The following is a 13,357-nucleotide window of genomic DNA, read 5'->3' as shown; positions in this document are numbered from 1 at the left end:
AACTTATATAATGACGTTCGTGGGGTCGGCCCATGACGCCATCACAATCATCACATTACCACCCCAAGCGGGGTGACTTCACCAATGGACGACACTGCAAAATATCTCATTCACGCTTCCATCTCCGCCGACGGGGTCGTCGAACGGAGCGACGTCGTCGGGGCCGTCTTCGGCCAGACCGAGGGCCTCCTCGGCGACGAGCTCGACCTCCGCGACCTCCAACAGTCCTCCAAGGTCGGTCGGATAGACGTACAGATAGACTCGGAAAACGGCCACTCGTTCGGCCAGATGACCATCGCCAGCAGTCTCGACAAAGTCGAGACGGCCATCCTCGCGGCCTCGCTGGAGACGCTGACCCGCGTCGGCCCCTGTCAGGCCGTCATCGAGGTCACGAACATCGAGGACGTGCGCGAGGCCAAGCGCCGGATGATCGTCGAGCGCGCAAAGGAACTCCTCACGGAGTCGTTCGACGACACCGTGATGTCCTCGACCGAGATTCTCGAAGAGGTCAAAGAGAGCGTCCGCGTCGAGGACATCACCGAGTACCACGGCCTGCCGGCCGGCCCCCGCGTCGCCGACTCCGACGCCATCGTCGTCGTCGAGGGGCGCGCCGACGTGCTCACCCTCCTCCGCTACGGCATCAAAAACGCCGTCGCCGTCGAGGGGACGAACGTCCCCGACACGGTCGCCGGCCTCACCCAAGAGCGGACCGTCACGGCGTTCCTCGACGGCGACCGCGGCGGCGAACTCATCCTGCGCGAACTCTCGCAGGTCGGCGACGTGGACTACGTCGCCTTTGCGCCCGACGGCCGGTCGGTCGAGGACCTCGACCGCGCGTCGGTCGTCCGCGCCCTCCGGAACAAGGTCGCGCTCTCGTCGCTCCCCGACGACGGCGACGGGGACTTCCGGGCCGCCGTCGCCGCCGTCAACGGGACGGGGGAGGCCCCGACGGACCCTCGCACGGAGTCGCCGACGACTGAGGCGTCGTCGACTCCATCCGCAGACGGCCCCGCGAACGGGTCGGCCGATGCGGTCAGCGAAGCGCCTGCCGAGGGCGGCAACGGTGGCACCGTCGCGGTCGAAAAGCCCGCGGACGCCACGGGCGCACGCGCCGACATCGACGCCGACGCCGCCCCCGACACGGAGGTGTTCACCGAGTCCGAGGTCGAAGCCGTCGCCGAGGCGGTCGAACCGGCGGTCGAGCGGCCCTCGCTCGCCGACCACGTTCGGGAGGTCATCGCCGACGAGAGCGGCATGGCCCGCCTGTTGGACGCCGACCTCGGCATCGACGACGAGGTCGCGGTCGAGACGGTCTACGACGCCGTCGAGTACGCCGACCCCGCCCCGGCAATCGTCGTCGTCGACGGCGAGGCGAGCCAGAAGCTCGTCGATATCGCGGCCCAGCGCGGCGTCGGACACGTCGTGGCGCGGTCGGCCGGCGAGTACGTGAAAAAGCCCGTCAGCGTCCGCGTCAGAACCGCGGACCAGCTCCTCGACTGAGAGCGGACCACGACATACACGACACACGCGACGCCGACCGAGACGACGACCGGCCTCAATCAGTCGAGAACGAGCCGAAGCCCGTCGTCGCCGTCGAAGGCGTCGGGGACGCGGGCGTCCCGGCGGAACCCGAGCGCCTCGTAGCAGGCGCGCGCGCCGCCGTTCTCCGGATGGACCAGCAACGTGAGCGGCGCGTCAGCCGTATCGGCCGCGTCGGCGTCAGAACGGCGCGCGTCGCGGAAGGCCTCCACGAGCGCGGTGGCGCGCCCCTCGCGCCGGTAGTCGGGCGAGACGGCGAGTTCGACAACGTGCGCGCCGACGCCGAGGAGGTAGCCGACCGGCCGGTCGGCGGCGTCGACGGCGACGAGGAGCGTGCCGACGGCGGGCCACGCGTCCAACAGGTCGGGAGACGGGTGGGAGACGAGCCGCTGGAGCGACTCGACGGCCGGCACGTCGGCGGTGCGGGCGGGGCGAACGCGAGCGTCCGTCACGTCGGCGTCGCCCCCGTCACGGCCGTCCCCCGTCACAGCGGAATCCAGACGACGACCGCGCCCAGCGCGCCGGCGAACGTGGCGAGGAAGTTGACCGCCTGATTGCCGAGGCCGGCCCCCTCGACCGTCGCGCCGAGGAGGCTGTCGACCGTCATGCCGACGAGGCCGCCGGCGAGAATCGCGATTGCGGCCGTCTGCGCCGGCAGGGGAAGGACCAGCACGCTCACGCCCGCGACGAGGGCCGCGCCCAGCGCGCCGGCGACCTCGCCCTGCCACGTCACCGCACCGTCGGTCCCGGCCGGAACGGGCTTGAGCGAGGTGATGAGCCGCGGCTGGTCGAACAGCCCGCCGATTTCGCTGGAGAGCGTGTCGCTCATCGCGGCGGCGGCCGACCCGGCGAACGCGAGGACGAGCAGGTCGCTGACGAACGGATAACCGAGGGTCTGCGCCGCGGCGTAGCCGACGACGGAGACGAGCGAGACGCCCGAGTTGCCGAGGACGTTGCCGGTGCCGCGAGCGCCGTCGTTGCCCTCGGCGACGCCGCGTTCGGCCTTGCTGTCGTACCGGAACTTGGTGGCGAGCGCGCCGACGCCGAAGAAGGAGACGAGCACGAGCGCCCAGCCGAAGCCGCCGAAGACGACCGCGAAGAGCAGGAGGAGCACGCCGGTAATCATGCCGGCGACGGAGGCCGTGCCGAGGGCGTAGGCGGCGTAGCCGAGCGCGACCGTGAGGGCGAGCGCGACCGCGGTCTGCGTCGGCGACACCGGGCCGGCGAGCACCTCGACGCCCCAGAGGACGAGTCCGATAGAGAGCATGACGAGCGGGTCGTCGCGCTCGTAGAGGACCGTCCGAAGCACCGCGCCGACGAGGCCGCCGACGGCCGCGAGCAGGACGAACCGGGAGAGGAGCACGGCGTCGCCCGTCAGCGACGCGATGGCCGCCTGTCCCGCCGTGCCGGCGAGGACCGCACTCCCGACGAAGCCCGCCGCGCGAAGCGACTCGTCGGGCGTTCTCGAATCCACCAGTCGCGCGCCGAGGTTGCCGTAGGCGAGTATCAACACCGCGGCGGCGAACACCGAAAGCGGCATCGTGACGCGCGGGACCGTCGCCAAGAGGGCGAGGCCCGTCGCGGCCAGTGCGAACCCGGCGAGCCCGTTGAGCCGGCCGTCCTGCCGGTCGCCGGGGCGCGCGAACAGCTCGAAGAGGGGGCCGTCGTCGACGACGAAGGCCGCCAAGAGCGCGACTGCGGCGAAGGGCGCGAAGGCGGCCGCGCCGAGACTGGGGGCCGCGAGGGCCAACGTCCCGACGACCGCGAATCCGCCCGCTCGCCGTACCGTGGAAGTCACACCATTCGGTATCCCCGACGCGCACTTAACCCTCCCGACATCACCGACGACCGCGCCACCGCGGGTCCGCGGGCCGGTGTCTGAGGGTCCGAATCTCGGGGGCGACGCCGAACCCGAAGCGTTAGGAGAATCGCCCCGAGAACGACTCTCGTGGGACTGTACGACTCCTATCTCGCCCTCCGGTTCCGCCTCGACGACGCCGACGCCCCCGAGCACGTCGCGCTCGTCATCACCGAGCGCGACCTGCTGGAACAGGGCGCGTACGACACGCTCGAAGCGTTCGTCGGCTGGGCGTTCGAGTTCGGAAGCGACCGCGTCACCATCTCCGTGAGCGTCCTCGACGAGGCGGTCGTCCCGACGCTCGCCCGCGAGCTCCGCGACCTCGACGTGCCCCAGCGGGTCGAGGTCCGCGAGCCGGGCGACACCGAGCGCGCCGACGCCCCCGTGCAGGTCAGCATCGGCCTCGGCGGGAAACGCGAGTTCGCCTCGGTCGTCCAGTCGCTGGCCGAGGAGGTCGAGAAGGGCGCGCTCGACCCCGACGACATCGACGCCGCGGACATCGAACAGCGCCTCGTGTTCCCCGACGAGCCGGACTTCGTGGTCAAGACGGGCGCGGAGCGCCTGTCGGACTTCATGATTTGGCAGTCCGTCTACGCCGAACTCTACTTCACCGACGTGAACTGGCGGGACTTCAGGAAGCGGGACTACCTGCGGGCGCTGCGGGACTATCAGGACCGTCAGCGGAGGTTTGGCCGCTAGGCCGAACCCCGCGCTCGCGACCGCGTCGCCGACCGACTCAGTCGGCCGTCTCGTCGGTCCGCTTCGCCAACTCCGCGGACACCTCGTCGGCCCCCGACGAGGGGAGTTGCTCGCGGAGCCGACCCGCGACGGTTCGGGCGTCCTCTAACTCGACTTCGGCGACGGCCCGGACGAGCGTGACGGCGCGCTCGGTCCGGGTGCGTTGCCACGACTGCTCTCTGGACTCGTAGGTGCGGATGCCGCGGAGGAAGTCGACCTTCGAGAACTCCGGCCAGTAGGGCGCACAGAAGTAGACCGCGGCCTCGTTGCCGTTGGCGTGCCACGGCAGGAAGTTCGAGGTGCGCTCGTCGCCGCCGGGGCGGATGATGAGGTCCACGTCGCGGACGGGCTTTCTGGACAGGCGGCGGTCGACCGCCGACACGTCCACCTCGTCGGGCGAGAGGTCGCCGCGGTCGACCGCCCGGCAGACGTCGCGGGCGGCCCCGAGGAGTTCCGCCCGACCGCCGTACGCGAGTGCGATGTTGAGGGTGAAGCCGTCGTAGTCGGCGGTCCGGGACTCCGCGTAGTCGACGGCGTCGCGGACGCGGTCGGGGAGCATGTCGACCTCGCCGATGGCGCGCACGGCGACCTCGCTTTCGTGGACGCGGTCGGCGTCGGCGAACTCGTAGAGCTTGTCCTCGATGAGGTCGAAGAGGGGTTCGCGCTCGTGGTCCGGCCGGTCGAAGTTCTCGGTCGAGAAGGTGTACAGCGTCAGCTCCTCGATGCCGAGTTCCTCGCACCACGTCAGCACGTCCTCGGTCGTCTGCGCGCCGGCCCTGTGGCCGTCGGGGGCGTCGTCGCCGTTCTTCCGGGCGTACCGGCGGTTGCCGTCCTGAATGATGGCGACGTGGGTCGGTCCGTCGTCTATCTCCCGGTCGAGCACCCGCTCGTAGGCGCGTCGAAAGCCGCGTCGGACCCACCCGAACATGTACCGTCGGTCGTCTCCCGAGGCAATGTGTCTTGTGGGTTACACCGTCGCACGGTGCGCCGGGCGACGAATCGCCACCCGTTTGTACCTCCCCGAGAAGACTCGGACATGAGCGAGACTATCGACGAGGACCTCTACCAGCGGACCCTCGCGCTCCTCGAACCCGGCGACATCGAACTCGTCGGGGCCATCGTCCACACCGACCTCACCAGCCGCGAGGACCTGGAGATGCAGGATCTGACCGTCGAAATCAACGAGGTAATCGCCGAGCACGCGGGGAAGGGCGACGCGTGGATTTACGCCGGCAACGACGACACCGACTTCTCGTCCAACCAGTTCCAGGGCCTCTCCGTCGAGGACGACGAGTTCGTCTGGGAGTGCCAACAGCTCGTCCGCGACGGCACGTTCGACCTCGTGTTCTACTACGAGGCCATCGCCGACCAGGACGCCATCGTCGAGGGGCTCGAAGCGCTCGACGACGTCGACCGCGTCACGCCGGTCCCCTGAGGCGGTCAATCGACGCGGGCCGCGGCCCGTCGACGCTCGAACGTCCTTTTTAACTTCACGAGCGGGGGCGCTCGCCCCGCTCGCGTCGACCGTTCACGGACGGTTCGCCGGGCGTTCGGTTCTGTTCGCCGCGGTGAGAACAAGCGAGGCGTTTATCCGCCTCGCATCCCGAGTGACGCGCATGATACAGGCGGACGTGGACCTCTCTCGTCTCGACCGCGCCATCGTCAACGCCTTCCAGGGCGGGTTCCCCGTCGTCGAACGTCCCTTCGAGCCAGCGGCGGCCGCGCTCCGCGAGCGCGGGGTGGACGTGTCGGCGGCCGACCTCTGCGAGCGGGTGCGGACGCTCGACGAGGAGGGCGTCCTCTCGCGGTTCGGCGCGCTCGTCAACGCCGAGGAAATCGGCGGCACGGCGACGCTCGTCGCCATGCACGCGCCCCCAGAGCGGTTCGACGAGGTGGCCGAGCAGGTGAACGCCCACCGCGAGGTCGCGCACAACTACGAGCGCGAGCACCCCCACCTGAACATGTGGTTCGTCGTCTCGGTCGCCGACGAGTCGCGGGTCGAGGAGGTGCTCGGCGACATCGAAGCCGAGACGGGCCAAGCGACGTACAACATGCCCAAGCGCCGCGAGTTCCACGTCGGCGCGAAGTTCCTCCTCGACGGTCCCATCTCGGACGGCGACCTCGACCTCTCGCATCTCGGCCCCGACGTGGAGCCGACGGACGCGCGCGCACTGACGCCCGACGAGCGCGACCTCGTCATGGAGATTCAGGGCGGCCTGCCGATTACGGAGACGCCCTACGCCGACGTGGCGGAGGCAGTCGGACAGGACCCGGCGTGGGTCGTCGAGACCATCAAGCGGTTCAATCTGGAGGGGAAGGTCCGCCGCGTCGGCGTCATCCCGAACCACTACGCGCTCGGCTACTCGGAAAACGGGATGACCGTCTGGAACGTCCCCGACGACCTCGTGCTGGAGGTCGGCCCCGAAATCGCCGCGCTGGACTTCGTCACCCACTGCTACCGCCGGCCGCGACACGAGGGCGTCTGGCCGTACAACTTCTTCGCGATGACCCACGGCCGCTCCGAGGAGGAAAGCGAGGCCCGCATCGAACAGGTGCGCGAGGTCATGAGCGACTACTGGGACGTCGGCGACGACGACTGGGACACCCTGTTCTCGACGCGCATCCTGAAGAAGACGGGAATCAGGCTGGACGAACGAGCCGAGGCGAACACGGAGTGAGATGATTCCGCTTGTCCACGACCTCTCCGACGAGACGGTCGTCGTCTTCGGCGGGGGGCCCGTCGGCGCGCGGAAGGCCCGCCGGTTCGCCCGCGAGGCGCGGACCGTCGTCGTCAGCCCCGAGTTCGCCGACCGCGACTTCGGCGACGCGGAACTCGTTCGAGCGGCCCCCGCGCCCGACGAGGTGCCCGACTGGGTCGAGCGGTTCGCCCCGGCGCTCGTCGTTGCCGCGACTGACGACGACGCCGTGAACGACGCGGTCGTCGCGGCGGCCCGAGACGCCGGCGCACTCGTCAACCGGGCTGACCGGAGCGGCGAGCGCGACGCGGGGAGCGTGGTCGTCCCGGCCACCGTCGAGGACGGCGACGTGTCAGTGGCGATCACGACCGGCGGCGCGAGCCCGGCCCTCTCGAAGCACCTCCGAGAGCGCGTCGAAGCCGAGTTGGCGGGGGCGGGCGAGATGGCCGCGCTGACCGCGGAGCTTCGCGCGGAGCTCAAGGCGTCCGACCGGTCGCCAACAGAGCGCCGTGATGCGATTCGCGCGGTCGTGCGAGACCCGTCGGTTTGGAAGGCTTTACGTACCGGCGATGCAAACCCCCGACGAGAGGCAGCGCGCGTGATACGAGACACACAGCGAGGTGATTCATGAGAGATTCGGGCGTCATCTCCGGTGTGAGCGTCGCCCACGACCGGGCCAGCGTTCGCGAGATTGAGGCCGCGTCGAGCGACGACGTTCGGACGGTCGTCGAGCGACTCCTCGCCTGCGACGGCGTCTCCGAGGCGTTTTCCCTGCAGACGTGTAACCGCGCCGAGGCGTACGTCGTCACCGACGACGCGGCCGACGGCCGCCGCGCGCTCGACGATTTCGCTCCCGACGTCCGAGACGGGAGCGTCCGCTACATGGACCACGAAGAGACCCTCCGCCACCTCATGCGCGTGGCGTCGGGGCTCGAATCGCTCGTCCTCGGCGAGGACCAGATTCTCGGACAGGTCAAAGCCGGCATCGAGGCCGCCCGCGAACGCGACGCCATCGGCCCGATGCTCGAAGACGCGCTCATGAAGGCCGTCCACGTCGGCGAGCGCGCCCGCGACGAGACGGCAATCAACGAGGGCGCCGTCTCGCTCGGGAGCGCCGCCGTCAGGCTCGCCCGGGCCGAACTCGACGCCCCCGTCGGCGAGGTGGACGCCCTCGTCGTGGGAGCCGGCGAGATGGGCACGCTCGCGACCAAGGCGCTCGCGTCGGTCGACGTGGGCGACCTCGTCGTCGCGAACCGGACGGTCGCCAACGCCCGCCACCTCACCCGCGAGGTGCCGGGCGTCTCGGAGGCCGCGGGACTGGGCGACCTCCGCGGTCGCCTCCGCGACGCCGACCTCGTCATCACGGCGACGAGCAGTCCCGACTACGTCGTCACGCCGGACCAGTTGGACGACGCCGGCGAGACGATGCTCATCGACATCGCCCAGCCGCGGGACGTCGACCCCGCCGCCGCCGACATCGACGGCGTCCGCGTCCGCGACATCGACGATTTGGAGACGGTGACCGACCGGACCGCGGAGCGCCGCGAGGAGGCCGCCCGCGAGGTCGAGGCGATGATAGACGAGGAGTTCGACCGCCTGCTCGCCGCCTACAAGCGCAAGCGCGCCGACGAGGCCATCAGCTCGATGTACGAGGCCGCAGAGCACGTCAAGCGCCGCGAGGTGTCGACGGCGCTGTCAAAGCTCGAAGCGCAGGGCGACCTCACCGACGAACAGCGCGAGACGGTCGAGTCGCTCGCGGACGCGCTCGTCGGCCAGATTCTCGCCGCGCCGACCAAGAGCCTCCGCGACGCCGCCGGCGACGACGACTGGACGACCATCCAGACCGCCATGCGGCTTTTCGACCCCGGCTTCGACGACCTCGGCGGGTCGGACTCCGCCGGGCCGTCCGAGCCGTCCGGGCCGTCCATCGAGTTCTCGGGCGAGCCGCCAGAGGACCTCGACCGTGAGGCGCTCGAAGGCGAGGTGCCCCGGCGCGTCCTCGAACAGCTCTCCGACGACTGACTGGCGGCCGAAGCGGGCGGCGAGCGAACCTTCTTATCCGAACGCGGGACCACCCCGCGTCGATGGGACGCCGACCGAAATCGACGAGCCTCGCGCATCGCTCCCGACTCGACGCCGACCGCCGACGAGCCGCCGCCCGCGCGTGGCCGACCGTCGGCCGGCATCTCGTGACCCGCCTCCGTGCGCGGGCGCGTCGCCGGCTCGTCGAGGCGACCCCGAAACGGCGGGTGTGCGACCTCGACGGCGTCGCACGGGCGACCGTCGTCGGCACCGTCGCGGGAGTCGCGGGCGACGGGCCGGCGGTCGAGGTCTGGCGGGACGACGCGAGCGCCGGCGACCGACGAGGGGAGGCCGGTCGGTCGGTTGTCGGCCGCGCGACGCGCCCGTTCGTTCTCCGTGACCCGACCGGCGAGGTTCGGGTCCGCGTTCCGCCGGCCGGCCACGTCGCGTTCGGCGGCGAGGAAGTGCCGGGGGTCGTCGCCCGCGGCGACGAGGTGTCGGTCACGGGACGCATCGTCCGCGGCCGCGACCGCAAGGGGCGACGGCTCCTGACGGGGCCGCGGTTCGTCCTCCGCGCGGGCGGGACCTGACAGTCCGGCAGAATCCTTATCGGGGTGCCACCCGACGGGTTCGGCATGGCAGACCTGCTCTCGGACGACGAAATCGACGCACAGCTCGGGTCGGGTTGGGAACGCGACGGCGACGAAATCGTCCGCGTCTACGAGTTCGACGACTACCTCGACGGCGTCGCGTTCGCCGCCAGCGTGGGCGAGGTCGCAGAAGAGGAGTTCCACCACCCCGAGATAACGATTCGATATCAAGAGGTCGAAGTCCGCCTCACGAGTCACGAGGAGGGCGGCATCACCGACAAAGACCTCCGGCTCGCCGACCTGTTCGACGACGAGCTGTGACAGACGAGGGGACCGCGGCGCTCACCTACGTCTTCCGGGTCCGCTTCCGCCTCGACGCGGCCGCCGACGTCGAGACCGACCCGCGGGAGTTCGAGACGACGGTCCGCGTCACGCCGCCGCCGCCCGGCGAGGAGGGCTGGCTGTTGTTCCGCGACGCGCTGTGGCGCGGCGAGGTGAACGACGAGCGCCACGCTCGCGACCTCGCGGCGTCGTGGCTCGACGTGAACGTCGTCTCGTGTTCGTTCTCCGAACTCCGGGCCGACGAGGCGTCGCTGGACGCCTTCCGCGAGGCCGTCGCCGCGGACCTCGACGCGTTCAACGCCGACTCGGTCCGGGAGGTGCTCCACAAGTACCTCGGGAGCGCGATTCGCGTCGAATCGAGCGATTCGTGACGCGGGGGAAGACATTTATCCACGCCTGACGTACTGTGTTGTCCGAATGGTCGCCGATGACTACGATTTCTGGCTGTTCGACCTCGACGGAACCCTCGTCGACGCCGACTGGTCGTACACGCGCGACGTGTTCGACCGCGTCGGCGACCGACTGGGCCGGCGGTTCACGGACCGCGAAGCCGAGACCATCTGGCACGGGCTCGGCGGCGCGCGCGACCCGATGCTCCGCGAGTGGGGTATCGACCCCGCCGAGTTCTGGCCCGCGTTCCACCGCGAGGAAGACCCCGCAAAGCGAGCTGAAGTGACGTACCTCCACGACGACGCCGAGCGTCTCATCGAGGAGATTCACGCCGCCGGCCGCCCGGTCGGCATCGTCACCCACTGCCAGCAGTTCCTGACCGACCCCGTGTTGGACCACCTCGACGTGCGCGACTGGTTCGATACCGTCGTCTGCTGTACCGAGGAGACGGGGTGGAAACCCGACGCCGCGCCGGTCCGACGCGCCATCGGCGAACTGGGGCTCGACGACCGGCTCCTGACCGACGGCGGCACCGCGGGCGTGCTCGCCGGCGACGGCGAAAGCGACATCGGGGCCGCGTGGAACGCCGGCTTGGACGGCATCCACGTCGAACGCCACGGCTCGGAACACCGCGGGCGATGCGTGCTCGGCGAGTACCGCGTCGAGAGCTTCGACGACCTCGTCCGGTCCGGCTGAGGTTCGACTCGGCGGGCGAGAAAACGAAGACGAAGACGAAGACGAAAATGAGGAGCCGACGCTCAGGAGAGCGTCCGCTCGGTCGACGGGCGGGCGAAGATGTCGCCGGTGCTCGTGACGGCGACTTGGATGTCCTCGTAGGGGAACCGGACCTCGATGCCGGGGCGCTCTTCGTCTTCGACGACGGGGCGGAGCAGTTCTTCCAGCGCGTCGGTGTCGATGTACTCGTACAGCGGCGTCTCGATGGCCGAGAGTCCGCCGTAGGACTCGACGGACTCCACGATGACGATGCCGAGTTCATCGTCGCCGAGCCACTGCCCGACGAGTTCCCAGTTGTCGTCGAGGCCGAACGACGCCTCGGCGGTCGCGTCGGCGTGTTCTTCGAGGGCCCGCGTGACCGCGGAAACCCCGACGGCGAGCGCGGAGTCGACGCTGTCGTCGTCGACGAGGTCGCGGACCCGCTGGAGGACCGTCGCGAGGTCGCCGGGACCGGCTTTCTGGACGTACTCGGTGACGCCGGCGGTCGCGGCGACGTCGGCGACCTCGGGCCACTCTTTCGCCGTGAACAGGAGGATGGGAATGTCCGCGTGTTTCTGTCGGACTGCCTTGACGAGCGGGACGCCGTTTGGGAGGACGAGCGAGTCGCTCACGACGCAGTCGACCGACTCGGCGGAGATGACGTCGAGCGCCTCGGTCGCCGACTCGGCGGTGCGAAAGGAGACGGCGTCGAGTTGGCGGAACGCGGCGGCCGAGAGGGCGAGCATCTCGGGGTCGTCGTCGACGTGTAGGACCTTCAGAGGGCGGTTCATATACCAGATATACACGCTACGTGGATAAAAACGTTCCACTTAGTTTATACTTCAGCGAAACGCGAATATCTGAACCGCTCCCGGCGGCTTTCTAAAACGTTACCGCGGCGCTTGGCCCCTCTCGACCCCTGCGAGGGCGGCAAACACGTCGTCGCTCGCCGCGAGCGCGTCGCGGAACGAATCGACGCCGGGTTTCTCGGCCCGGTCGGGGTTCGCGAGGACGGCGACCGGCTGTGTCCCGAGCGAGACGAAGTCGAGCCCGAGCGAGTCGGCGGTCGCGCGGAGACCGAGTCCGGCGTCGGCGCGGCCGGCGGCGACCGCCCGCGCGGGGCTTTCGAACGCCTTCGACCCCCGGTCGAACCCCTCGATGGACTCGACGAGTTCGTGGCGGGTCGTCCCGCGCTCGTCGGCGAGAGCGGCGACCGCGTTGCCGAGGTCGGTCCGCAGGCCGGAGTTCGAATCCCGGTTGACGAAGCTGAGGTCGCCGTCCACGAGGTCCGCGAGCCCGGAGACCCCATCGGGGTTGCCGGCGGGCACCACGAGCCCCCACTCGCGGGTCCACGAACCGAGTTCGACCGCGTCGATGCCGTCGATGGCGTCACCCCGGTCGCCCGCGACGACGGCCACGTCGGAGATGCCGTCTCGGAGCCGTCGCAGGCCCTCGCGGGAGCCGAACGGCAGGTACCGCGGCGACGACACGCGGTCGAGGACGCGCGAGAGCGCGGGGTCGTCCTCGCCGACGCCGAGCAGGTCCGGCGCGCGAACGTCGGGCGAGAACAGCTGGACCGTCACCGACTCGCCCTCGGCGAGGTACTCCACGTCTGCCGGGACCTCGACGACGCCGTCGGCCTCGACGAGGCTCGTCGTCGCGCCCGACCCCTTGTCGACGGGGTAGACGAGCGTGTTGCCGTCGCCGTCGTCGACGAGGCCGACGGGCATGAGCCGCGTCCGCCCCTCGGCGTACCGCTCGCGGGCGGCCATCGCGCCCTCGACCGTCGCCGTCCGGGGCTCCGGGAGGCCCGCGGCGTCGCGGACCGCCGGCGCGACGAACGTCCGGAAGATGGTGAGCGCCGACACCGGGTAGCCCGGCAGACCGATGTAGGCGCTCCCCTCGCCGAGCGTGCCGACGAGCATGGGTTTGCCGGGCTTGACGGAGACGCCGTGAAGCAGGAGTTCGCCGCGCTCTTCGACCACGCGGTAGATGACGTCGACCGCGCTCGCGGACGTCGAGCCAGACGAGAGCACGAGGTCGCACTCGTCGGCCGCCCGGCGGAGCAGGCGCTCCATCTCCTCGTAGTCGTCGCCCGCGTGGGGGTAGAGCTTCGGCACGCCGCCGGCCTCTTCGACGCCCGCGGCGATGGTGTAGGAGTTCACGTCGTAGATTTCGCCCGCCTCCGAGCGCAGTTCGTCGCCCGGCCGGACGAGTTCGTCGCCGGTCGAGACGATGCCCACGGTCGGCTTCCCGCGGACCGGCACCTCGTCGACGCCGAGCGCCGACAGCAGGCCGATTTCGCGGGGGGTCAGGCGCGTCCCGGGGCCGAGCGCGCGAGCGCCGGCGGCGATGTCGGTTCCGGCGGGCATCACGCTGTCGCCGGGGGCGACCGCCGAGTAGACGACGAGCGAGCCGTCTCGCTCCTCGGTGCGCTCGACGATGACGACGGCGTCCGCGCCCGGCGG

General features: G+C 70.5%; 15 protein-coding genes. 10 read left to right on the top strand and 5 right to left on the bottom strand.

Going from position 1 to position 13,357, the window contains the following annotated elements:
* The first annotated feature begins 84 nt into the window (after positions 1-84).
* The gene (gene dnaG / locus C438_RS11865) at positions 85-1,500 is read left to right on the top strand and encodes a DNA primase DnaG (protein ID WP_004969645.1); all 1,416 of its coding nucleotides are present in this window, start codon (positions 85-87) and stop codon (positions 1,498-1,500) included.
* A 59-nt stretch (positions 1,501-1,559) separates the two neighbouring features.
* Here the strand turns inward: dnaG and C438_RS11860 are convergent, their stop codons facing one another.
* Positions 1,560-2,027 carry a GNAT family N-acetyltransferase gene (locus C438_RS11860; protein ID WP_004969644.1) on the bottom strand — a complete coding sequence of 156 codons (468 nt, stop codon included), beginning with the start codon at positions 2,025-2,027 and terminating at the stop codon, positions 1,560-1,562.
* On the bottom strand, positions 2,024-3,337 hold the full coding sequence (locus C438_RS11855; protein ID WP_004969643.1) for a DUF92 domain-containing protein: 1,314 nt from the start codon (positions 3,335-3,337) through the stop codon (positions 2,024-2,026). Before C438_RS11855 ends, C438_RS11860 begins: the two co-directional genes overlap by 4 nt.
* 150 nt (positions 3,338-3,487) lie before the next feature.
* Between C438_RS11855 and C438_RS11850 the strand changes: the two genes are divergently transcribed.
* Positions 3,488-4,096: an undecaprenyl diphosphate synthase family protein gene (locus C438_RS11850; RefSeq protein WP_004969642.1), complete on the top strand. Its 609-nt coding sequence runs from the start codon at positions 3,488-3,490 to the stop codon at positions 4,094-4,096.
* 37 nt (positions 4,097-4,133) lie between these two features.
* Here the strand turns inward: C438_RS11850 and uppS are convergent, their stop codons facing one another.
* Complete coding sequence (uppS, locus tag C438_RS11845; RefSeq protein ID WP_004969641.1) at positions 4,134-5,063, bottom strand: polyprenyl diphosphate synthase; 930 nt, start codon at positions 5,061-5,063, stop codon at positions 4,134-4,136.
* 108 nt (positions 5,064-5,171) lie between these two features.
* Here uppS and C438_RS11840 point away from each other — a divergent pair, with 108 nt between their 5' ends.
* From C438_RS11840 to C438_RS11805, 8 genes are all read left to right on the top strand, one after another.
* On the top strand, positions 5,172-5,570 hold the full coding sequence (locus tag C438_RS11840; RefSeq protein ID WP_004969640.1) for a DUF5778 family protein: 399 nt from the start codon (positions 5,172-5,174) through the stop codon (positions 5,568-5,570).
* Between the two features lie 181 nt (positions 5,571-5,751).
* Positions 5,752-6,813 carry a siroheme decarboxylase subunit beta gene (ahbB, locus tag C438_RS11835; RefSeq protein ID WP_004969639.1) on the top strand — a complete coding sequence of 354 codons (1,062 nt, stop codon included), beginning with the start codon at positions 5,752-5,754 and terminating at the stop codon, positions 6,811-6,813.
* Between the two features lies 1 nt (position 6,814).
* On the top strand, positions 6,815-7,462 hold the full coding sequence (locus C438_RS11830; RefSeq protein WP_004969638.1) for a precorrin-2 dehydrogenase/sirohydrochlorin ferrochelatase family protein: 648 nt from the start codon (positions 6,815-6,817) through the stop codon (positions 7,460-7,462).
* On the top strand, positions 7,459-8,853 hold the full coding sequence (gene hemA / locus C438_RS11825; protein ID WP_004969637.1) for a glutamyl-tRNA reductase: 1,395 nt from the start codon (positions 7,459-7,461) through the stop codon (positions 8,851-8,853). Before C438_RS11830 ends, hemA begins: the two co-directional genes overlap by 4 nt.
* A 62-nt stretch (positions 8,854-8,915) precedes the next feature.
* On the top strand, positions 8,916-9,443 hold the full coding sequence (locus C438_RS11820) for a hypothetical protein (protein WP_004969636.1): 528 nt from the start codon (positions 8,916-8,918) through the stop codon (positions 9,441-9,443).
* A gap of 45 nt (positions 9,444-9,488) precedes the next feature.
* On the top strand, positions 9,489-9,764 hold the full coding sequence (locus C438_RS11815) for a 4a-hydroxytetrahydrobiopterin dehydratase (RefSeq protein ID WP_004969635.1): 276 nt from the start codon (positions 9,489-9,491) through the stop codon (positions 9,762-9,764).
* The gene (gene lwrS / locus C438_RS11810) at positions 9,761-10,156 is read left to right on the top strand and encodes an LWR-salt protein (protein ID WP_004969634.1); all 396 of its coding nucleotides are present in this window, start codon (positions 9,761-9,763) and stop codon (positions 10,154-10,156) included. Before C438_RS11815 ends, lwrS begins: the two co-directional genes overlap by 4 nt.
* Positions 10,157-10,202: 46 nt before the next feature.
* A complete protein-coding gene (locus tag C438_RS11805) occupies positions 10,203-10,871 on the top strand; it encodes an HAD family hydrolase (protein ID WP_004969633.1) in 669 nt (222 codons plus the stop codon).
* Positions 10,872-10,933: 62 nt separating this feature from the next.
* On the opposite strand, the gene C438_RS11800 is transcribed toward C438_RS11805, so the two are convergent.
* Both C438_RS11800 and C438_RS11795 read right to left on the bottom strand, forming a co-directional pair.
* A complete protein-coding gene (locus C438_RS11800; protein WP_004969632.1) occupies positions 10,934-11,680 on the bottom strand; it encodes a response regulator in 747 nt (248 codons plus the stop codon).
* A gap of 99 nt (positions 11,681-11,779) precedes the next feature.
* On the bottom strand, positions 11,780-13,357 hold a 1,578-nt coding region (locus C438_RS11795), incomplete at its 5' end, for a molybdopterin biosynthesis protein (protein ID WP_004969631.1).

It is taken from the genome of Haloferax denitrificans ATCC 35960, from assembly GCF_000337795.1.
Classification (GTDB): Archaea; Halobacteriota; Halobacteria; order Halobacteriales; family Haloferacaceae; genus Haloferax; species Haloferax denitrificans.
This window is presented reverse-complemented; position numbering and strand designations above follow the sequence as displayed.